Here is a 19,865-nt window from a genome sequence, read left to right as displayed (position 1 = left end):
TGATCGGCCGGACTCGCCCTCCCCTGGAATAGCGCGGCCCGAGCATCTTGCGCTGCATACAACAAATGTTGGCAGGCGATGAGCATTGCCGAGAGCGCCGCGCTCGAATAGCCGCACCGACTACATTCGACGAACATGATTGATTTTGCGGAAGAGCAGATAGCTGCCAGAGAGCTCCGAAACACCGCGTGCCACGAAGCGGGTCACAAGATGCTTTACGAGCGCTTCGGCGGCGCTGGCGACGCAGTCGTGTGGAAAAACGAGAACGGCAATCCAGACGAGAGCGCATGGCTGGGCCAGTTCCGTCCCCGTACCTGTCCCGAGCTGATGCGCAAGGCGGCGCTGAACCATGGGTTTGCCGCTCCCAAGCTACCTGCGAACTGGAAGATGCTCGTCGGCATGGCTGGCATGTTGGCCGACGAAATCCTGAGCGGCGAAACGGATGATACCGGCGCTATGGCGGATTCCCTGTTTTGCAGAATTTCCTTTGGAGAGGCATCGGCCTCCGACCTCGCGCTCATGGGCGTCACAGATATCGATAGCTGCGGACTGAGCTACGACGTTGTCGACGAAGTCGTGCGGATGCTGCGAGAGGGATGGCCGGTCGTGCAGGAAGAAGCAGAGTATTTGATAAAGTCCGCTGCAAGCTGAACCGGCTTGCGACGGGACGGTGTGAGACATTACGCGAGTAACCCACCATGGCGCACACGAAGACCAACATTGCTGGCAAGGACGTCTACATCGTCGAATCGCACCATCACGTCTTGCAATCGTGGGGGGAAATCCGTCGGGCCTTGTCGGCCGCACCGGTACTCCTCACGCTCGATCATCACACCGACACCTACGAACCGTTCTACCGGCACTTGTTCGACGCCACGCGCCGGCAGTCGGGTGAGGCTCGGGCTACAGCCATGGAGGCGTTGTTGCCTGGCTTGATCGCAGCCCTACGCTTCGACGACGAGGCGTCTGTGCTGAACGCCATCGGCAAGCTCAGCAACGACGAGCACATCACAACCGCGATCGCGGCAGGGATTCTGTCCCGCGCCTTTGTCATCAACCTCTCCTACGAGACATGCAGCCAGGCGGGCGTACTCTACGAGGCGGGGTCCATGTGCGCCGTGGGTTGCGCAAAGGCGTCGCACGACGACGCGTGCACGTCGGTCCGTTCCGCGCAGGTGCTGGAGTCGGTCTACCTCGACCGCGAACTTAATGTCCTCAGCACGATGGCCGGAGACGACGGCGTGCCGGCGCCGGAGGCCGAACCCTACGTATTGGACATCGACCTCGACTACTTTCATTCCGAGAGGTCTATCGCCCCGGATGACCCCGCGACCTTCTACCGCCTGGTGCGCAACGCGATCGCGGTCACGATCGCCACAGAGCCCGAGTACGTCGAGGACTGCCGGGACGATGGATCTGACGTCACGGGCGAATCACTCCTCGAACGCATGAAGCAGCACATCGCCGCGGCCATCGCCTGACCGGCGGTCGTCGGGCGACAGGGGACCACGGGACGGGAGGGGTTGTATCCTGGTGGGCTCACCATCGCATCAGCAGGGCAGCAGGCATGTTCCACGATACCTTCAACATCGGCGGCAAGAACATCTTCGTCGTCGAGTCGCATCACCACGTCCTGCGAGGCTGGGCGGAGGTGCGGCGGAGTCAACCGTCTTCGCCGCCGCCGGCGCTTCTCACGCTCGACCACCACACCGACTTGGAGGAGCCGTTCGACGACCATCGCTTCTACGCGACCCATCAACGGATGACCGATCAAAACGCCGCGGCGAAGAAAGCGCTGTTGCCTGGGATGATCGCGGCGATTGACTGGAATATCGAGGCAACAGTGGAGGCGGCGATCGACAAGCTCAAGCACGACGAGCACATCCGCACCGCGGTCCAAGCCGGAATCCTGTCGCGCGCGTTCGTGGTGAACCTAGAAAGCGAGTACATCGCGGACGAGGAAGTCTACGGGGTTCGCGCTGACTACGATGAAATCGGCTGCACACGGCCAAATACCGATCCTCTCATCGAAAAGGAGCGAATCGATCGGGTCCTCGAATCGATGTATCTCGACCATGTGCTGGCGAGTTTGGACAGCATGGCGCAAGGGGGCGGCGCGCCGGCCGTCACGGCGCAACCTTACATCCTGGACATCGATCTCGACTACTTCCATTCCGAGAAGGCGATCGAACCAGACGACCCAGAGACCTTCTACCGGCTCGTGCAAAACGCTCTCGCCATCACGATCGCCACTGAGCCGGGGTGCGTCAAGGCCCTTCGCTGGCCTGGGTCGAAGATCACAGGCAAAACGCTGCTCGCGCGAATGGAGCAGCATCTCCGGACCGCCCTGACCTGAGCGTTGCCGGGCGTCGCCTCAACGCGCCACCGGCAGGTCGCCCCAGTCGGTGGTGTAAGACGGGGTCTTGGCGTTCTGCGCCATGTGCCACGCTTGGTGCCCCTCCACATTGCCAACGCGCAACGTGTTCCGTCCGAATCGGTCGTTAACAGCATCGAGCTCGGCCATCAGGCGGTCTCGCTTGCTCGCCTCGGGCGCGAACAGATCTCCCTGCTCGACGCCTTGCGCCTGCAACTCGGTCAGCATGAAGCGGGCCTTCGCATACTTGAACCCCGGTTTGTAGATGCGCTTCAACCCGTACAGCGCCGCGGCGACCAAGCGAAGCGTGTCCGACGTCGGCACGGTCACCGCGACGTCACTCGTGCCTTCGTAGTTCAGGTAGGTCGTATCCGGACGAGCATCGGCGGGCGGCGTCAGCACATGCCAATGGCTATCGAGAAAGGCCGCCCGTCCCAGTCCATTGTCCTACGGTAAAAGCCGCGGCTGGCGTTGCAACAGCCGGCGCCGACACGGGTTGAGCAGGTATGGCCGTGGGCGGGGCAGTTGGGACGCTATCGGCAACTTGGGCAGGCTGTGTACTGCGCAAAGCGGCGTCGATAAGTTGGTCGCCAAACTCGCTCGACTCCTGGCGACTCATCGCCATATTCATCAGGATGAGCCCGATGAGGGCTGCCCGAGACCGTATTGTAGCGGGTAGAGATCTCTGTCCGAGGCCTCGAGGCGCAGAGATGCCGTTGCGTGAATTCTGCCCCGGCTTCCATGGCCTACGACTGCGGGAGCCCCCGTCGTGCATGGGCTGCATGGCCTACAGATGTGGGCCGGCATATACGTGCAAAGACCACTCATGGACATGCCCAATGCAATCCAAAGCAACTCGAGAAGCTCACGCTGGAACCGTCGACGCACTGGTATCCTTCATGGATGACTGCCGGTTCTGCGCCTCAGGCTTGACGGCCGCGACCGTTTCGCTCGCACTTGAGTACGTCTACCAGCCTCACCCGCGCTTCTGGCGGGACTTCAACATTGCATTCCTTGTCCGGGCGCTCACTCTGTGTGTTCCCGATTGGCGCGCCGCCATTAATCGCGCTGGTCATGCCTCAGGCGGCGCGACCAGGCTGCTCGCGGATGTCGAGGAATACGTGCGCGTCAACGCGTTCGACGAAGCGAATGCCGAAATGCTGAGGGCGTTGCCGGTCCACATGCGACCGACGGACGGAGCCACCGCGTTCGAGTGGCTTTCCGCTCAACTGGCCAGGAAAGGAAAGATGGAGGAACTCGATTTCGCGCGGCGAGACGGCGATGTCTGCGGCGAAGGCGCGCTCGATGCACTGCATTGCATCGAGGAAGCGGCAGCCGGGCGACACATCGAGAGGACCGGGATGCTCGTGGCGAAGGTGTATCGCGAGGCGGTAATGAAGGAGCATGTCGCTCACTGAGGGGCCAAGCCGTTCTTCGATATTCACCAACGCTATAAGCGAAAAGCTGGGATTTTTTGAGCTCAGTACATGCATCCCTCCGCCGTCGATGAGCGCTCAACGATGCATAGTCGCATTGAGAAAATGCAATGTACGATTCGTTGGTTTGAGCGGCGCGGCGCAGCCCGTAGCATGGGCGCGTCACCCGTCCTCCAGCATCGGAATGTCCGCGCAAACAGACAAGGTCGTCCATTGGCTGCTGTCCAGCCTGGAGCCGAGAAGCCAGCTTTTTCATGTCGGCCAGTATTGCGGCGACTGGCAGGCGTCCACCGCCGGCCGTGCGAAAGCGAGCTTCCACGTGATCCTGCATGGATCGGCGTGGCTGCACTTCGCCGACGGGCGCGACAGCATCCCGGTCGCCGCCGGTGAAGCCGTCTTTCTGCTGCGTGACGTGCCGCACGGGCTATCGCCGAGCCCGGTCAACCCGCAGGTCTGCGCCGTCGCGGGCGGCCACCCGCTCGAGCGACGCGGGTCGATGCAACCGCTCGACCCGTCGGTCGACGGCAGCGTCGGGCTCGCCTGCGGCTTCATCGAATTCCACTCCACCGTGTCGCGCGCGATCGTGTCGCTCTTTCCCGAGTACCTGATCGTGCGGCGCGGCGACGACGCCTATCGCGGCATCCACGGGCTGTTCGACCTGATTCGCGCCGAAGGCCGTTACGGCGTCGACGCGCCTTCCCCGCTGATCGACAAGCTGGTCGAACTGCTGCTGTTCTATGCGGTGCGGGACGCCGCAGGGCACGATACCGTGGCCAGCGGGCTCGCGTCGCTGATGCAGCGGACCGGTTTCGGCACGCTCATCGCCGCGATCATCGACGCGCCGGCCGACGCATGGACCACGGACTCGATGGCCGCATTCGCGAACATGTCGCGCACCGCGTTCTGCAAGCACTTCAGCGAAGCGTCCGGCCATCCGCCGATGCAGTTCGTCACGATGGTCCGAATGCGGCTCGCGGCAGACCTGTTGCAGCAGGGGCTGCCGATTTCGCGTGCGGGCGAACTCGTCGGCTATCAGTCCGAGTCGGCGTTCGCGCATGCGTTCAAGCGCACGATGGGCATGCAGCCCGGCGCATGGCGCCGGGACCGTGACAACGCGTCGCAATCGGCGGCGCGCCAGCACTAGCCGGGCGGCGCGACGTCGGGACGCGTGGCGCGGGACGAACGCACAGGAATCGCGGATGTTCGCGCATTGTCCGGCGGTGACGCCGCCTCGACAATGATCTCACTGCCTTTCCGGAGAATCCTGTGAGCCGCCTGCCCTTGCCCACCATCGAAACCGCCCCCGCGCCCAGCCAGCCATTCCTGGAAAAGTCGCAGCGCGCGAATGGTTTCCTGCCGAACCTCGTGCGCTCGCTCGCGAACGCGCCGGTCGCGCTCGAAACCTATCTGACCGTCGCGGAGATCAACAGCCGCGCGGGCCTCACGTTCGCCGAGCGCGAAGCCGTGCAGATCACCGCGGCCGCCGTCCACGGCTGTGCGTTCTGCGTGGCCGGACACACCGCGGCGGCGCTGAAAAAGGCCCACGTCGACCACGCCGACGTCGATGCATTGCGCGACGGCGAACCGGTCGCCGATCCGCGGCTCGACGCCGTCGCCGCATTCACGCGCGCCGTGATCGCGACGCGCGGCGGCGTGCCCGACGACGCGCTCGACGCGTTCCTGGCCGCCGGCTTCACCGAGGCGAACGCGCTCGAAGTGGTGCTGGGCGTGAGCCTCGCGACGCTGTGCAACTTCGCGAACAACCTGTCGCGCAACGAACTCAACCCCGAACTGGCGGCATACCGATGGGAACCCCGGACACAGGCCGCCTGACGGCGCCCGAACTCGACGCGTCGCTGGTCGACTGGCTCGACGCGAACGCCACGTCGCTCGACACGCGCGCCGCGCTGAAAGCGGAAGTCGTGCCGCGCCTCGCGGCGGCCGGACTGTTCCGGATCGGCGTGCCGGCGGGCCTCGGCGGCGCCGGCGGCACCACCGCGGACGCCATTGCCGGCATCGCCGCGGTGGCCGAGCATTCGCTGACCGCGGCATTCGTGCTGTGGGGCCAGCGCAGCTTCATCGAGTACCTGTTGCAAAGCCCGAACGCCGCACTGCGCGCGCGCCGGCTGCCGGCGCTGCTCGACGGCCGTTGCGCCGGCGCCAGCGGGCTGTCGAACGCGATGAAGTATCTGTGCGGCATCGAGTCGCTTCAGATCGACGCGACGCGGCACGCGGACAGCGCCGACGACTGGCGGCTGACGGGCAGGATGGCGTGGGTGACGAACCTGCGCGCCGAACGGTTCGTGGTGGCGGCAGCCGTCGCGTTCGACGATGGCCGGCCGTCCGCGATCGTCGCGATTCCGGATGACGCGCGCGGCCTGGCCCGCAGCACGGATCTCGACCTGATCGCGCTGCGCGGCAGCAACACCGCCGCGCTGCATCTCGACGACGTGCCGAGCGACGCCGCATGGCTGATCCATCCGGATGCGCAAACCTTCCTGCCCGCGGTACGACCGGCATTCCTCGGCTTGCAGTGCGGGCTCTCGATCGGGCTCGCGCGGCGCTCGCTGGCCGAAGCGCGGCGCGCGGCGGAGACGACGCGCGGCATTCTCGGCCCCGAAGTCGAATCGTGCGCGGCCGAACTGGCCGCCGCGTGCGCGCAGTTGTCGGCCGGCATCGCCGACGGCAGCCTGCGCCTGCATCCGAACCGCCTGTTCGAGCTGCGCATCGCGCTCGCGACGCTAGTGGCCACCGCCGTGAACCTCGAACTCGAGGCGAGCGGCGGCCGCGGCTATCTGCGCGATGCGGGGCTCGGCTTCGAGCGACGCTGGCGCGAAGCGGCGTTCATTCCGATCGTCACGCCGAGCGTGGTGCAGTTGAAGGCGCAACTCGCCGCGCGGACGCGGAGCATCGCCGCATGACGCCCCCGCTGCTGGACGTCCGTCACCTGACGCTCGGCTACGGCGACGAGCCGCGCACGACCGTGCTTGCCGACGTGTCGCTGTCGGTCGAGTGCGGCGAAATCGTCGCGTTGATCGGCCCGAGCGGGACCGGCAAGTCGAGCCTCCTGCGCGCGCTGGCCGGGCTGGAGCGGCCGCAATCCGGCACCGTGTCCGTCGACGGCGCGCTGCTGCAGGGCCCGCACCCGAGGATCGCGATCGCGTTCCAGGACCCGTGCCTGTTGCCGTGGCTGTCGACCGAAAGAAACGTCGCGTTCGGGCTTGCCTTCGCGCATCAGGAACGCCTCACGCGCGATCAGCAACGCGAACGCGTCCGCTCGGCGCTGCGCGCAGTCGGGCTCGACGCCGCCGCGTCGCTGCGCCCGGCTCAGCTTTCCGGCGGGATGGCGCAGCGTGCGGCGCTGGCGCGCGCACTGGCGCGTCAGCCGCACGCGCTGCTGCTCGACGAGCCCTTTTCGGCGCTCGACGAAGTCACGCGCGCCGCGATGCAGCAGTTGCTGCTGAACATCGTCGCGACGACGCGCTGCGCGACGGTGCTCGTGACCCACGATATCGACGAGGCGCTGCTGGTGGCCGATCGCATCGTGCTGCTCGGCACGCAGGGCCGCTTCATCGACGCGTGGCAGGTCGATTTCCCGCATCCGCGCGACGCGTTCGTCAGCGAACTCGGCACGATGCGCATCGACATCCTGAAGGCGTTGCAGGCCGGCATGAAGCGCCCGCACGCGTCCGAACCCCATCCCTTGAACTGACCTCCCTATCCATGTGCCAGATTCCGATGTCGCGCCGCGAATGGCTGAAGCTCGCGGCCCTGTTCACCGCGACGGGCGCCGCCCCGTTGCTGTCGATGGCGAACGCGCACGCCGCGGCCGAACCGGATGCGCCGGTTCGCATCGGCTATCTGCCGATCACCGACGCGGCCCCGCTGCTGGTCGCCCACAACAACGGCTATTTCGCGTCCGAAGGGCTGACGGTCGAGCAACCCAAGCTGCTGCGCAGCTGGGCGCAACTCGTCGAGGCGTTCCTGTCCGGCCAGGTCAACGTCGTGCACCTGCTGTCGCCGATGACGCTGTGGGCACGCTACGGCAGCCGCGCGCCGGCGAAGGTGGTCGCATGGAACCATGTGAACGGCTCCGGGCTGACGGTCGCGCCCGACATCGATTCGCTGCGCGATCTCGGCGGCAAGACCGTCGCGATTCCGTTCTGGTACTCGATTCACAACGTCGTGCTGCAGGACATGCTGCGCGAGCAGGGGCTCGTCCCCGTGCTCAAGCGGCGCGGCACGCCCGCGGCGAACGAGGTCAACCTCGTCGTCATGGCGCCGTCGGACATGCTGCCCGCGCTCGCCGCGCGCTAGATCTCCGGGTATATCGTCGCGGAGCCGTTCAACGCGACCGCGGAATTGATGAAGATCGGCAAGATCCTGCGTTTCACCGGCGATGTCTGGAAGAACCATGCGTGCTGCGTCGTGTTCATGCACGAGCACGATCTGACGCAGCGCCCCGCGTGGTCGCAAAAGGTCGTCAACGCGATCGTGAAGGCGCAGCTGTGGGCGCGCTCGCATCCGCAGGAAACCGCGCAACTGCTGTCGAAGGACGGCACGCACCGCTATTCGCCGCACACGCTCGCGTCGCTCGATCGCGTGCTGGTGCCGTCGGCGTCGCTGGCCGATACCTATCGGGCGAGCGGCGCGATCCGCCACGCCGACTGGCACGCGAAGCGGATCGACTTCCAGCCGTATCCGTTCCCGAGCTATACCGAGGCGCTGGTGCAGCGGCTGAAGCGGACGGTGGTCGACGGCGACAGCGCATTCCTCGCGTCGCTCGATCCGGCGTTCGCGGCCCGCGACCTGGTCGACGACCGGTTCGTGCGCAAGAGCATCGACGCGGTGGGCGGGCTGACCGCGTTCGGTCAATCGGGCGGGTTCCGCCGCGAGGAGATCGTCGTTGTCTGATGCGCTTGCTACCCGCCGCTCGTCCGCACCCGGCACGCGCCGGACCGGCGGCGCCCGTTCCCCGGCACATGCGGCCGCGGGATGGCTCGGCGTGGCCGGGCTCGTGGCGACGGTCGTGGTCTGGTGGGCCGCGATCCATGCGTTGACCGAGCCTGGCTCGCTCGGCCGGCAGTTCGCGCCGGACAGCGCGCTCGTCAGCCTGCGCTCGCTATGCGCAGACGATCATCTGCTCGAACACGCGCTCGTCAGCCTGCGACGCATCGGCGTCGGGCTCGGCGCGGCGCTGCTGGCCGGCGTCCCGCTCGGCTTGTTGCTCGGCCGCGTGCAATGGGTCGAGCGGATGCTGTCGCCGACGTTCCAGTTCCTGCGCATGGTGTCGCCGTTGTCGTGGATGCCGCTTGCGGTCATGTCGTTCGGCATCGGCGACCGCGCGATCTACTTCCTGCTCGGGTTCGCCGCGTTGTGGCCGGTGCTGATGAGCACGGCGGCCGGCGTCAAGCAGATCGACCGGCGCTGGCTGCAACTCGGCGCAAGCCTCGCGGCCACCCGCCGCGAGCTGCTGGTCCATATCGTGCTGCCCGCGATCGCGGGGCCGCTGCTCAACGGCACCCGGCTCGCGATCGGCATCCTGTGGATCGTGCTGGTGCCGGCCGAGATGCTCGGCGTCAACGCGGGCCTCGGCTACCTGATCCTCGATACGCGCGACCGGCTCGCGTACGCGGAGCTGACCGCGGTGATCGTCGTCATCGGCGCGCTGGGTTTCGTACTCGATGGCATCACTCGGTTGCTAGCCCGCGCTTTGCTTGCACCGGGACACTAGTACGGTCAAAGATAAATCCCGAAGGCGACGCGCACCAACGGACGAGCGTCTTCAGATGTGTAGTGGGAAGCGAAGATCGTAACCGTACGTCGGGTACGATTCTTCGCTCTAGCAAATGTGTGCCCGAGTCCAACTCGAAAGGTATCTCGCGAAGCTCGGGTTATCGGCTACATCAACGGCTTGAAACTAAAGGTGTCCTGCCTCGTGAATCTCAACGCCGGGGATTAATCATGCAGTCGGCCAGCACGGTTCCCGGGAGATCTATTCGACCCACGATGCACGAATAGCCTATTAAGGCAGAGCGTTATAGTGAGCCATTGCGCCGTCGCGATAGGAACGAACCATCGTTTCCATCATGCCCTCGAACGCGGAGACCAGTTGAGGCCCAGCACTCTGTGGCGTCCCAGTCTTGTAAGGCGGATGCGGGTCATACTCGATGATCAGTTCCGCTAACTGTGCGGCCGGCTCGCCGAACGCCTTCGCCGCGACGAGCAGCGACGCCTCGAAACTGCCGATCCCTGGCCCAGCGGTGTAGAGGTTCCCGTCGACGACCGTGCCGCCGCCCTCGCGAACGACCTCGGACGCCCCCAGACTCTCGACGATCGATAGCGAGTTGTAGCTCGACGTCACTCGCTTACCTTTGAGCAGGCCCGCGGCGCCGAGAAGCACTACTCCGTTGCAGATACCGATAACGTATTTCGCGTCCTTCGCCTTGTCCGCGACGAAATTGACAACCTCGGGATCGTTCTGAATTTCAGGCGGAAGCATTGGTACCGCGAGCACGTCCACATCCGGGCATGTTGAAAACGTCTCGTTCGGCTTGGTCCACCACGACGGGAAACCTTCAACGAGGTCATAGTTCTTCCAAACCAATAGGATTTCGGCCCCGGGCATCAACCCGAACACCGTCTGTACGCCCACCATATCCATCGGGATAAATCCCGGTCCGACTACGATGGCAACCCGAAATGGTCTCTCCGCCCGCGCTGCAAGATCTTCCCGCAGAGCTCTGACCGACGGGAGGTCCGTCTCTCTCGGCAAATTGTCTTTCATCCTTCTTCCTTTTCGAATTCAATCCAGACAAAGCGTCGTCGCCGGCCGGCTACTCAAGTCGCACCGCTCGACGCCCCTTCGGCAGATCAGTGTCGCGTGCGACCTTCCCCAAGCTCGTTAGCGAACTTCCGAATGCGGGCAGAGATCTCGGTCGGCGCCTCAAGAGGCGACAGATGGCCGACCCCGGGGAGAATTTCGAGCCGAGCGTGCGCAACACGGGGCAGAAGTTCTGCTTGAAGTGTCTCGACACGGTCGACCTGGTCTCGTTCGCCGGCGATCACCAGGACAGGGATATCGATCGCTGCGACGTCGGCGGTAATGTCTTCCTTCATTGCGATGTTCGGCCATGCAAACTTCGCATTCGGTGCTCCGCGGAGACTATCCTCGATGACCTGTTCACGAAGCTCGGCAGCAAGCTGACTACCCGTCAACACGTTGTCGAGCACCCAGCTGATCGACTCCCGTGAATCGTAAGCGCCCGTCATTGTCGTACGTTGCTCCTCGGACAGCGCCATCGGGGACGGCGGCGACGGTGCGACCAGCACCAGTCCCTCCAAACCCTTGAGGCGACGCGACGCAATGAGCTGCGCGACCTTTCCCCCCATCGAATGGCCCACGAGAATGTAGCGCGACAGCCCCAGACCCTCGATTACACCCTGCGCGTCATCAGCCAGATGCGAGATCGAGTAGCCTGCCTTGGGCGCCTCCGAGTTCCCCCAGCCGCGATGATCGGTCGCGACGGTCCGGAACTCGTTCGACAAGTCGTCCGTAACCATACTCCACGTGCGCGACGATCCGCCCCAGTAGTGGAGGAAGACCACTGCCACGTCGCCATGCCCCTTGTCGGCGACGCGAATTCGTACGCCGTTTGATTGAATATCCGTTGCCATCCTTGCTGCACTCCATGTCCACTACCGATTGCGACACGACCCACGCTGACTGCGCCAGCGTTGAATCCGTAGCGGCATCGTAAAAGTTGGTGCCCCTAGAGACAATTCACGTTTCGAGATATGCAGTCGATAATGTAGGTATCGAATCGGCGAGACGCTCATGGATCAATTCACATGCATCAATGTCTTTGTGGCCGCAGTTGACGAAGGTAGCCTCGCTGCGGCGGCGCGGCGCTTCGGTTTTTCCGCAGCTATGGCCGGCAAGTACGTCAGCGAACTGGAGTCCACGCTAAATGCGAGACTTCTTCAACGCACCACCCGACGTTTAAACCTGACCGATGTCGGCCGAGCCTACTACGACCGATGTGTACAAATTCTGGATGCCCTTGCCGAAGCAAACCGCGAGGCAAGTGACTCTCAGACCATTGCACGCGGAGTCCTGCGAATTGCGGCGCCTGTCACGTTTGGCGCGTTGCATTTGGGCAATGTGGTTGCGCGCTACATGGAGCGCCACCCTCATGTCAATGTCGACGTTTCGCTGAGCGATCGTTATGTGAATCTGCTAGAAACGGGAGCGGACCTTGCAATCCGAATTGGAACGCTTGCCGACTCCAGCATGGTCGCGCGGAAGATTGCTCCCTGCCGCATGATTGTGTGTGCATCTCCAGCGTACTTGAAACGTCACGGCACACCGCATACGCCGGAGGAATTAGGACAAGCACAACGCCTTACTTTCAGCGAGGCTGTTTCGAGCGGGGACTGGACGCTCAGGGACGAGAAAGACCGGCCCCATGTCATCGATGGAACCTGTCGTATGTCGGCAAATAACATGCAGATGCTACTTGCCTCAACGCTTGCTGGCGCAGGTATAGCTTACGGCCCGACGTTTGTTTTCGGTAAGTACGTTGCGCGTGGCGAACTGGTTGCCTTATTGCCCACGTACCGCACGACGGAATTGACGATTCAGGCTGTCTATCCCAGCACGCGCCATGTCCCACTCAAAGTTCGCGAATTCATTGATGATCTCGTCGAGTCGTTTGGAGACGAACCATCCTGGGACAATTGGCGTCAGGTGTGACACGAGACTGCGGCGAAACGCCAAAGGGTTCACCCGAGAACGGTGAATTGATCATCGCCCCAGGCGTCGGCGATTCAATCACACTTGGACGCGACTTCTAGCTGTGGTGAAGCCGCTCGACGTCGCACCAGTGATTTTTGCATTGTGGTATCCACCAGGAAAAGGCGCCAAGCTCAAATGACGCCTTTGCCGCGAGCCCGTTTCTCACGGGCGCTCAACTCCGATGGATCGACTCCTGTTACCTTACTTCCGGACCATCGGAATCTGCAGATTAGTCGGTCGGTTGAGTTCGGTATCGAAGCCCCGACCATCTATGTTTCGAGCACCCCAGAACATCATCCCGTGCGAAAGGTAAACCAGATCGTATTCCTTAAAATACTTTCCGGCTGACAGACCGAGAGGGACAAAGTCCTTGTCGAAGACGCTCTGAGTCTGCCCGATCTCCCATTTCGCGTAACCATGAGAAGCGACCGTATTCAGCACGTTCGCAAACCCTTGCATCAAGGGTGTCACCGAATAGGCCTCATCAGCAATGAAATCCACCTTCTGCGCGCCCGGCGCAATCGGGTGCTCGCCGCGCCAAAGCATGTGACCCTTGATCTGCATCCGCGCAAGGGGTGCCTTTCCATAAGGATCCGCAAAGGTCACAACGGTTAACTCAAACCGGTTATCCGGCAACGCTTTGAAGTCACGCGCGGAGATAAAACGGTTTGATCGTGCCGTCGGCATTCTTTTGGGCGCTTGGGCGGACTTCCGGTGCGATGCTGGTCCATTCACCAAGCACTGCTTGCTGCGTCTGTTCGAGTGACATCGGTGCAACTCCTTGTGAAGCAGATGATGACGCGGAATTAGGAAGCGTTGAGCAGGCGGTGAACACGGGCGACAGGAGCGCCAAGATAACGAGAACAGAGCGACGTGTAAGCATCGTGGAAGTCCCCTTGGGCGATTATGATGGTCGTCATAGTAGCATGCACTATGCTACCCATCATAGTTGACCTGCCCCCTTCAATAGGGCCAATGGGCTTCTAGCAAAGTCCCTTTAAACCAGCTCCTGGAAAGCGGCAGGAGCATCCGCGGTTGCCCGATGTTTCGCCGCAAACTCTGACGGCGCAAGGTAGTTCAGTGCACTGTGCGGCCGTTGCTCGTTGTAGTCCTGACGCCATGCCGCGATGACAGCCCGAGCGTGCGCGAGCGTCGTGAACCAGTGCTCGTTAAGGCATTCGTCGCGGAATTTGCCGTTGAACGATTCGATGTACGCATTCTGCGTTGGCTTGCCCGCCTGAATCAACTTCAGAGTGACGCCGTTCGCATATGCCCACTGGTCAAGCGCGCGGCTCGTAAATTCGGGTCCCTGGTCTGTTCGCACCGCCTTGGGATAGCCACGGAAGCGAGCTGCACGGTCCAATGCTCCCGGGCGACATATAAACCTGAGATACCATGGTCGACGACGATGTCGACAGCCTCTTTCGTGAAATCGTCGACGACGGTCAGGCACTTCACGCGCCGGCCGTTGGAAAGCGCATCCATCACGAAATCGATTGACCACACCTCGTTGGGTGCGCCTGGCAATGCCAGTTGCTCGCGCTCAATCATTACGCCGTGGCGCTTGCGACGGCGCCGCACAGCCAGCCCTGCGTCACGGTACAGGCGATAGATGCGCTTGTGATTGGCGTGCGTGCCTTCGCGCTCCACCAGGGCATGCAGTCGGCGGTAACCGAATCGACGACGTTCGTGCGCCAACTCCACCAGACGCGCCGCTAGCACATCATTCTCATGGTCCGGCTTCGCGTCGTAATGCAGCACGCTGCGAGAAAGCCCGACAAGCCGGCAGGCGCGGCGCTCGGAGAGGTTGACCTTCTCCCGAATCGCCGACACTGCCTCGCGTTTGGCTTGCGGGCTCAGGGCTTTCCCTTGACGACGACCTTCAACGCTTCCATATCGAGCATTGCTTCGGCCAGCAGTTTCTTCAGCCGGGCATTCTCCACCTCGAGGTCCTTGAGCCGGCGGGCTTCCGAGACCTCCATGCCGCCAAACTTCGCGCGCCAGGTGTAGAACGACGCGTCACTGAACCCGTGCTTCCTGCACAGTTCCTTGACCGGCATACCGGCCTCGGCTTCCTTCAGAAACCCGATGATTTGCTGTTCCGTAAAGCGCTTCTTCATGTTCGTCTTCTCTCCGAAAACGAACTTTACTAGACTCCAGCTGGCCCTGTTTGCAGGGGGCAGGTCAGACGCGTCGCTTTCTTCCAATACTGCCGTCAATGTCGCCGGCGATGCGGAATACGTCGGCGATACCAAAGAGCTGCGTTGGCATGCATCCGTCATAGGCAAGGACCGCAATCCGCACGTTCTTCATGGGCTTCCTGAAAACGCATCGAGTGACCATTTTCACCTAATTATAGTCAATATTGACATACACCCACGTCGATGACCGGGACGATAATCGGTTACATGGGTTGGTGTGCCTCGCTCGACGTTGGCACCCTCGAACAAGCAAACCGACACGGATCGAAATCATGGACAAACCTCAGATCATTACTATCTCAATCCTTCCATTTGGGATGGTTCATTGCCACCTGGTCATCAGCTCCAAGGGCTGCGTGTTAGTCGACACGGGCATTCCCGGCTCGGTTGACAAAATTGGGCGCGTGCTCAAGAAGCACGGTCGCAGCTTTCGCGACATTAATTTGATCATCATCACCCATGCTCACACTGACCACGCCGGTTCGGCAGCGCAAGTGCGCCAACTGAGTGGAGCACCGATTCTGGCGCACGCTGGAGACCTCGACTACTACGAGCGACGTAAGGAGATGACGTACTGCGTGGCCCATTGGTGGGGTCCGCTGTTTCTGCGGTCGGGGCTGCCCGGAGAGCCGTACACCGCATTCACGCCCGACATCTTGCTGCAAGACGATGCGAGTGTCGATCTCAGCCCCTATGGTCTCGACGGCGTGGTGCGGCACACTCCCGGACATACTGATGGCTCTGTGTCGGTCGAACTGGTGAGCGGTGAAGCGCTGGTCGGGGATTTGCTCGCTTCGGGCATCCTCATCGGCGGCATGATGCGCACCGGCCACGCGATGCGTCCGCCTTTCGAAGAAGATCCGCAAGCTGTCACCGTGGAGCTGTTGGGCATGGTCAACACCGGGATGAAACGGTTCCACATGGGCCATGGCGGACCGCTTGGCGCCGAAGAGGTACGCCGGCACGCCAAATCGCTGCAGCAATTGGCGCCGGGGCCCCGCTACGGGATGCAGCCCGTCGGGTGCTCCTGCTCGAAGCGCAAGGTAGCGCTGATTGCTGACTGACAGTACAGGTCACAGTGCGGCCCCGTTTCTGCCGATGACGCTCACCGCCAACGACTTTTCGACGAGCTGCCAGAGAGTGCAAGAGCCGCCCCACTCGTTCAGGTGTTGATTTTTGGTGCGCGAGGTCAAGGCCCGCCGGACGATGCAACGGTATGCGTGCCGGTGTCGACATTCTCTCCGCATTCGATACAGAGCGACCGTCTACGCGCTGGAGCAGGTTGTTCATGCGAGTGAGGCGACCGGCTGTCGTTTTCGAATAACTCAGGACAACCGATCTATCAATTGATCGACGACACGTCTAACTTGGAAGAGTGACGATAGGTGTCGGAGCAATCGACACGTTCGCGACGACGCAATACCGCCGACGCGATATCGCGGCGTCCTGCCTTTCCAACTCAGGTTGGCGCCTTGCACTAGCCTTATCGTGGTCGATGTGAGACCGGTCTCGTGCGCTGAGTAATAGCGCCAGTCCCGTTCGCATTCGTAAACGTCGAGAACGGAGGTCGTTATATGAACGAGCAGGGGTTTGCGGCGCGCGAACGGAAAGCTATCACAGAGCAAGCTCAAGTGACCTTTCCGCCAACCCATTGCGTCGAGGTTAGTGGACCGGACAGCTTCGCAAAGTACTCGTACGTGACTGCACAATCCGGGCAGAAGAGTCAATCTGAACGGGAACTACGGTCAACATGGTGGATTTGTGGATTCGTACCATCTTCTTCACCACCCCTGATTGGAGAACAGTTATGACCATCAATCACCCGCGCTATGTGGTGGCTGCCGTTCAGGCGGCCCCCGTGTTCCTGGACCTCGAAGCAACGGTCACTAAGACCATCGAGCTCATCGAGGAAGCCGCCCGCAACGGTGCCACCTTGATTGCCTTTCCGGAAACCTGGATTCCCGGATACCCGTTGTTTTCCTGGCTCGGCTCGCCGGCTTGGAGTCTGCAGTTTTTTCAGCGCTATCATGACAATTCGCTTGTCATCAACAGCGAGCAATACCGTCTCATCGAACAAGCAGCAGCTCGCAACAAGATCATGGTGGTGCTGGGATTCAGTGAGCGTGACGCCGGCTCGTTGTACATCTCCCAATCGATCATCAACAGCGAAGGGATCACGATTTCCACGCGCCGCAAGCTGAAGCCGACCCATGTCGAAAGGACCGTGTTCGGCGAAGGGGACGGGAGTGACCTCTCTGTTCACGAAACGGAGCTGGGCCGTGTAGGCGCACTATGCTGCTGGGAACATCTGCAACCGCTTACTCGGTACGCGATGTTCGCGCAGAATGAACAGGTGCACATCGGCGCGTGGCCCAGTTTCTCCCTCTATGCCGGCGCAGCCTATACGCTCGGCCCGGAAGTCAATACGGCCGTCAGCCAGATCTATGCTGTCGAGGGCCAGTGCTTCGTCGTAGCACCCAGCGCTGTCGTGTCCGAACAGATGATCGAGCTTCTGTGCTCGACGCCTGAGCACCACGCGCTGCTGCAAGCGGGCGGCGGCCATGCACGCATCTTCGGGCCGGATGGCCGCTCGCTGGCCGAACCCATACCGGAGAATGTCGAGGGCATTCTCTATGCGGAAATCGATCTGAGCGTGATCAGCCTCGCCAAGGCTGCGGCGGACCCTGCCGGCCACTATTCGCGACCCGACGTCACCAGATTGCTGCTAGACCCCACGCCCAAATCTCGTGTAGTCCATGTCCGGGCGGAACCGGCAGCGCCTGAAATGCAACCGGCAACTGCAGTTGTTCAAGTCGATCAGCCAACCGAGCCGCTCGAGCGCGTCACACCCGCTTAAAACGAAGGCGCCTTGCTCCCGCATCACCGGATGGCCGGTGCGGGAGTCAGATTATTTCCGCGTGCGCAACGCGTTCGGACTCTCGCCGAATTTCCGTCGAAAAGCCCGGCTGAAGTGCGCCGGGTCGTTAAATCCCCAGCTCATTGCGATCTGCTTGGCGCTCAGGTTGGCGCACGATTCGTCCAGCAGCGCCTTTCGACAAGCATGCAGGCGCTGATCCCAGATCCACTGCGACAATGGACACCCCTCGGATGCAAATGCACGATAGAGCGAACTCACGGACATCCCCAAGGTCTGTGCGATTCGTGCGATGTCCAGCTCCGCGTCCGAGAGGTTCTCAATCACATACGATTTGATCCGATTGAGATGAAACTGCTTCAAATTGGACGCTGGCGCGGGGATCGGAGACGGCAGGCCAGCGAGTGCCGTGGCAACCAGATCAAGGACGCTGTTCGAGACGGACTCGCGAACCTGCGCCGTCATGGACTCGAGATTTCGCGGGATACTGGTCACCAAATCAAAAAACAGCGATCCAAGACCGTTGACCCCTCGTATGGGGATGGCCGTGAGACGATCCGCAGCGGGGATTCGTATCCTTAAGCGGTCGCGCGGGATCGACAATACGAGCTGTTCGAAGTCGTCCCGGAAGCTGAGATGATATGGGCGCGTCGTATCGTAAAGCGAACAATCACCAGCTGAAAGGACGGCTTGACGGCCATCCTGTTCCAGCTCTCCCCGCCCCGCTACCTGGACGCTGATCAGAAACAAGTCCGCATCTTCTTGCCGCACCAGCCTGCTCGTCCGATGCACTTCCTGAGCACGCGAATTGACGACCGCGACGTCGACGTATGCCAAGGATCCTTGATCGATATGGCCCGTAAAGGGGCGGCCGGACCGGGAGGTAGTCGGTTCGAAGTCGAGCTTGACGAAGGAACTTGCCAAGGCCGCCGACCAATAGTCGGCTTGCTCTGCGGCGGGTGCTTCGTCGGTACTGAAATGCTTCATGGCAGACGCTTCATCGAGATAGAGCCAGACCGAGATTCGGCTGCACCTTCGTGCCTCTCATTATGCGAATGTTCGGACACCGGTGTCAAGCTGAAAAGCTCAGTCAATCTTGATGCGAAGTTGATCCAATTCGCAAGGAATATTGTCTCCCGACAATCCAAAACAGCATTGAAGGAAGGATACCTTCATACGTCTTTTACGAGAAATATATTGTTTGGAGAACGAATCATGAAAGGGTTTGCGGCAAAGGTAGCAATTCTTCTTGTTACAACCATCACACTAATCCGCCCCGCAAGCGCGGTGGTGCTGGAGACAGATCCCGCAGACTATGTGGCGCTGCCCCAGGGTGTCAATTTAGCGTTGCTCTACTACCAGCATGCCAACAGCACGGCCGCATACTCAAGCGGCAACCGCGTCGATCAGCCCTTCCACGTTCAGTCGGATATCGGCATCGCCCGCTTCATCCACTATGGAAAACTATTCGGGTTCACAGTAACCCCTCAAATCATCTTGCCATTCGGCAGCGTACGGATGAGTGAGCCGGCCAGTTTGCGATCGAACGGCATTGGCGATCCGTTCGTGGGTTCTGCGATATGGCTGATCAATGATCCGGCTTCGCAGCGTTACCTGAGTCTTGCGGCATTTGTGTCGCTTCCTCTCGGGACATACGACGCGAACCAGGGCGGCCTCAACATCGGGGCACATCGTTGGTCAGAAGTCACCCATCTGAACTATTCACAACGCGTATACGGTCCGCTTTTTCTTGACGTAACGGGGGAATTCGCGTTTTATTCGACAAATCACGACTACGCTGGGCAACGCTACTGGCAAGCACCGACGTTCGACTTACAAACGCACCTGCGCTACGAGATCGATAGCCGCACGCGGGTCGCCTTCAGCTACTACCATACGGCGGGCGGGCGCACTGAGCTTGACGGCAATGGCGCCAGCGGCAGCCTGTCCACCGACACCTATCTCGTTACGTTCGCTCGCTTCCTCACTCCGACGTTTCAGGTACAGCTTCAGGCCGGGCAGGACATCCACGTATCCAACGGGCCCAAAAACAAACTGAGGTTGAACCTGCGAATGGCCAAGGCGTTCTGACCGATCACTGGCCGTTACGGCAGAGGTGAATTGATGACGGCGCCGGCAGTCCATCTCGAATGGTCGACCAGTTGTGACTTCGACGTCTCAT

General features: G+C 61.8%; 20 protein-coding genes and 2 pseudogenes. 14 read left to right on the top strand and 8 right to left on the bottom strand.

The genetic code is table 11. The features are described from left to right. Positions 1-135: 135 nt before the first annotated feature. The 3 genes from BCR55_RS11585 (at position 136) to BCR55_RS11575 (ending at position 2,356) form a co-directional block, all read left to right on the top strand. Complete coding sequence (locus BCR55_RS11585) at positions 136-651, top strand: hypothetical protein (protein ID WP_012492801.1); 516 nt, start codon at positions 136-138, stop codon at positions 649-651. A gap of 47 nt (positions 652-698) precedes the next feature. Continuing rightward, entirely contained in the window at positions 699-1,481 is a 783-nt protein-coding gene (locus BCR55_RS11580) for a UPF0489 family protein (protein ID WP_006489001.1), read from the top strand. A gap of 86 nt (positions 1,482-1,567) precedes the next feature. Then, positions 1,568-2,356: a UPF0489 family protein gene (locus tag BCR55_RS11575; RefSeq protein WP_006405724.1), complete on the top strand. Its 789-nt coding sequence runs from the start codon at positions 1,568-1,570 to the stop codon at positions 2,354-2,356. An 18-nt stretch (positions 2,357-2,374) separates the two neighbouring features. Here the strand turns inward: BCR55_RS11575 and BCR55_RS11570 are convergent, their stop codons facing one another. Continuing rightward, entirely contained in the window at positions 2,375-2,776 is a 402-nt protein-coding gene (locus BCR55_RS11570; RefSeq protein ID WP_006405725.1) for a DUF4113 domain-containing protein, read from the bottom strand. A gap of 437 nt (positions 2,777-3,213) precedes the next feature. Here BCR55_RS11570 and BCR55_RS33020 point away from each other — a divergent pair, with 437 nt between their 5' ends. The 7 genes and pseudogenes from BCR55_RS33020 to BCR55_RS11535 all read left to right on the top strand — a co-directional run bounded on the left by BCR55_RS33020 (position 3,214) and on the right by BCR55_RS11535 (position 9,544). Beyond that, positions 3,214-3,792, top strand: a complete 579-nt coding sequence (locus tag BCR55_RS33020; protein WP_034178583.1) for a hypothetical protein — start codon at positions 3,214-3,216, stop codon at positions 3,790-3,792. 202 nt (positions 3,793-3,994) lie between these two features. Continuing rightward, a complete protein-coding gene (locus tag BCR55_RS11560) occupies positions 3,995-4,954 on the top strand; it encodes an AraC family transcriptional regulator (RefSeq protein ID WP_006405727.1) in 960 nt (319 codons plus the stop codon). Between the two features lie 122 nt (positions 4,955-5,076). Beyond that, on the top strand, positions 5,077-5,643 hold the full coding sequence (locus BCR55_RS11555) for a carboxymuconolactone decarboxylase family protein (protein ID WP_006489008.1): 567 nt from the start codon (positions 5,077-5,079) through the stop codon (positions 5,641-5,643). Further along, entirely contained in the window at positions 5,616-6,731 is a 1,116-nt protein-coding gene (locus BCR55_RS11550) for an acyl-CoA dehydrogenase family protein (protein ID WP_006489046.1), read from the top strand. The genes BCR55_RS11555 and BCR55_RS11550 overlap by 28 nt, the downstream gene beginning before the upstream one ends. Next, the gene (locus tag BCR55_RS11545) at positions 6,728-7,522 is read left to right on the top strand and encodes an ABC transporter ATP-binding protein (protein ID WP_006489020.1); all 795 of its coding nucleotides are present in this window, start codon (positions 6,728-6,730) and stop codon (positions 7,520-7,522) included. The genes BCR55_RS11550 and BCR55_RS11545 overlap by 4 nt, the downstream gene beginning before the upstream one ends. 11 nt (positions 7,523-7,533) lie before the next feature. After that, positions 7,534-8,724 (top strand): annotated as a pseudogene (locus BCR55_RS11540) (ABC transporter substrate-binding protein). Beyond that, on the top strand, positions 8,717-9,544 hold the full coding sequence (locus BCR55_RS11535; protein ID WP_006488996.1) for an ABC transporter permease: 828 nt from the start codon (positions 8,717-8,719) through the stop codon (positions 9,542-9,544). Before BCR55_RS11540 ends, BCR55_RS11535 begins: the two are co-directional and overlap by 8 nt. Positions 9,545-9,835: 291 nt before the next feature. On the opposite strand, the gene BCR55_RS11530 is transcribed toward BCR55_RS11535, so the two are convergent. Then, positions 9,836-10,597, bottom strand: a complete 762-nt coding sequence (locus tag BCR55_RS11530) for a DJ-1/PfpI family protein (protein WP_006405733.1) — start codon at positions 10,595-10,597, stop codon at positions 9,836-9,838. Positions 10,598-10,683: 86 nt separating this feature from the next. After that, on the bottom strand, positions 10,684-11,487 hold the full coding sequence (locus tag BCR55_RS11525; protein ID WP_006405734.1) for an alpha/beta fold hydrolase: 804 nt from the start codon (positions 11,485-11,487) through the stop codon (positions 10,684-10,686). Between the two features lie 160 nt (positions 11,488-11,647). Between BCR55_RS11525 and BCR55_RS30605 the strand changes: the two genes are divergently transcribed. Beyond that, positions 11,648-12,565: a LysR family transcriptional regulator gene (locus BCR55_RS30605; RefSeq protein ID WP_006405735.1), complete on the top strand. Its 918-nt coding sequence runs from the start codon at positions 11,648-11,650 to the stop codon at positions 12,563-12,565. A 243-nt stretch (positions 12,566-12,808) separates the two neighbouring features. On the opposite strand, the gene BCR55_RS11520 is transcribed toward BCR55_RS30605, so the two are convergent. The 4 genes and pseudogenes from BCR55_RS11520 to BCR55_RS33770 all read right to left on the bottom strand — a co-directional run bounded on the left by BCR55_RS11520 (position 12,809) and on the right by BCR55_RS33770 (position 14,920). Then, positions 12,809-13,294: a hypothetical protein gene (locus tag BCR55_RS11520; RefSeq protein ID WP_197535351.1), complete on the bottom strand. Its 486-nt coding sequence runs from the start codon at positions 13,292-13,294 to the stop codon at positions 12,809-12,811. Continuing rightward, positions 13,254-13,376 (bottom strand): hypothetical protein, encoded by a 123-nt coding sequence (locus BCR55_RS33775; protein ID WP_006489040.1) that lies wholly within the window; start codon positions 13,374-13,376, stop codon positions 13,254-13,256. Before BCR55_RS33775 ends, BCR55_RS11520 begins: the two co-directional genes overlap by 41 nt. Positions 13,377-13,604: 228 nt before the next feature. Beyond that, positions 13,605-14,727: pseudogene (locus BCR55_RS11515) on the bottom strand (IS3-like element IS407 family transposase). Between the two features lie 64 nt (positions 14,728-14,791). After that, complete coding sequence (locus BCR55_RS33770; protein ID WP_021033494.1) at positions 14,792-14,920, bottom strand: hypothetical protein; 129 nt, start codon at positions 14,918-14,920, stop codon at positions 14,792-14,794. Between the two features lie 160 nt (positions 14,921-15,080). Here BCR55_RS33770 and BCR55_RS11505 point away from each other — a divergent pair, with 160 nt between their 5' ends. Next, positions 15,081-15,872, top strand: coding sequence for an MBL fold metallo-hydrolase (locus BCR55_RS11505; RefSeq protein WP_006489005.1), 792 nt, complete (start codon positions 15,081-15,083; stop codon positions 15,870-15,872). A 743-nt stretch (positions 15,873-16,615) separates the two neighbouring features. Then, positions 16,616-17,665: a carbon-nitrogen hydrolase family protein gene (locus tag BCR55_RS11500; RefSeq protein ID WP_012492804.1), complete on the top strand. Its 1,050-nt coding sequence runs from the start codon at positions 16,616-16,618 to the stop codon at positions 17,663-17,665. Between the two features lie 51 nt (positions 17,666-17,716). On the opposite strand, the gene BCR55_RS11495 is transcribed toward BCR55_RS11500, so the two are convergent. Beyond that, complete coding sequence (locus BCR55_RS11495) at positions 17,717-18,670, bottom strand: helix-turn-helix domain-containing protein (RefSeq protein ID WP_006489036.1); 954 nt, start codon at positions 18,668-18,670, stop codon at positions 17,717-17,719. A 228-nt stretch (positions 18,671-18,898) separates the two neighbouring features. On the opposite strand from BCR55_RS11495, the gene BCR55_RS11490 reads away from it, so the two are divergent. Beyond that, positions 18,899-19,774 carry a transporter gene (locus BCR55_RS11490; protein ID WP_012492805.1) on the top strand — a complete coding sequence of 292 codons (876 nt, stop codon included), beginning with the start codon at positions 18,899-18,901 and terminating at the stop codon, positions 19,772-19,774. Positions 19,775-19,865 lie beyond the last annotated feature (91 nt).

The sequence above is a fragment of the Burkholderia sp. CCA53 genome, from assembly GCF_001685525.1.
GTDB classification, from domain to species: Bacteria; Pseudomonadota; Gammaproteobacteria; order Burkholderiales; family Burkholderiaceae; genus Burkholderia; species Burkholderia multivorans.
This window is presented reverse-complemented; position numbering and strand designations above follow the sequence as displayed.

Coding starts and splice junctions, on each gene's coding strand:
- BCR55_RS11520 (WP_197535351.1), bottom strand. CDS start 13,294: ATGCCGACGGCACGATCAAACCGTTTTATCTCCGCGCGTGACTTCAAA.
- BCR55_RS11560 (WP_006405727.1), top strand. CDS start 3,995: ATGTCCGCGCAAACAGACAAGGTCGTCCATTGGCTGCTGTCCAGCCTG.
- BCR55_RS11585 (WP_012492801.1), top strand. CDS start 136: ATGATTGATTTTGCGGAAGAGCAGATAGCTGCCAGAGAGCTCCGAAAC.
- BCR55_RS11550 (WP_006489046.1), top strand. CDS start 5,616: ATGGGAACCCCGGACACAGGCCGCCTGACGGCGCCCGAACTCGACGCG.
- BCR55_RS11575 (WP_006405724.1), top strand. CDS start 1,568: ATGTTCCACGATACCTTCAACATCGGCGGCAAGAACATCTTCGTCGTC.
- BCR55_RS11545 (WP_006489020.1), top strand. CDS start 6,728: ATGACGCCCCCGCTGCTGGACGTCCGTCACCTGACGCTCGGCTACGGC.
- BCR55_RS11500 (WP_012492804.1), top strand. CDS start 16,616: ATGACCATCAATCACCCGCGCTATGTGGTGGCTGCCGTTCAGGCGGCC.
- BCR55_RS11505 (WP_006489005.1), top strand. CDS start 15,081: ATGGACAAACCTCAGATCATTACTATCTCAATCCTTCCATTTGGGATG.
- BCR55_RS11495 (WP_006489036.1), bottom strand. CDS start 18,670: ATGAAGCATTTCAGTACCGACGAAGCACCCGCCGCAGAGCAAGCCGAC.
- BCR55_RS33770 (WP_021033494.1), bottom strand. CDS start 14,920: ATGAAGAACGTGCGGATTGCGGTCCTTGCCTATGACGGATGCATGCCA.
- BCR55_RS11580 (WP_006489001.1), top strand. CDS start 699: ATGGCGCACACGAAGACCAACATTGCTGGCAAGGACGTCTACATCGTC.
- BCR55_RS11490 (WP_012492805.1), top strand. CDS start 18,899: ATGAAAGGGTTTGCGGCAAAGGTAGCAATTCTTCTTGTTACAACCATC.
- BCR55_RS11525 (WP_006405734.1), bottom strand. CDS start 11,487: ATGGCAACGGATATTCAATCAAACGGCGTACGAATTCGCGTCGCCGAC.
- BCR55_RS33020 (WP_034178583.1), top strand. CDS start 3,214: ATGCAATCCAAAGCAACTCGAGAAGCTCACGCTGGAACCGTCGACGCA.
- BCR55_RS33775 (WP_006489040.1), bottom strand. CDS start 13,376: ATGTCACTCGAACAGACGCAGCAAGCAGTGCTTGGTGAATGGACCAGC.
- BCR55_RS30605 (WP_006405735.1), top strand. CDS start 11,648: ATGGATCAATTCACATGCATCAATGTCTTTGTGGCCGCAGTTGACGAA.
- BCR55_RS11530 (WP_006405733.1), bottom strand. CDS start 10,597: ATGAAAGACAATTTGCCGAGAGAGACGGACCTCCCGTCGGTCAGAGCT.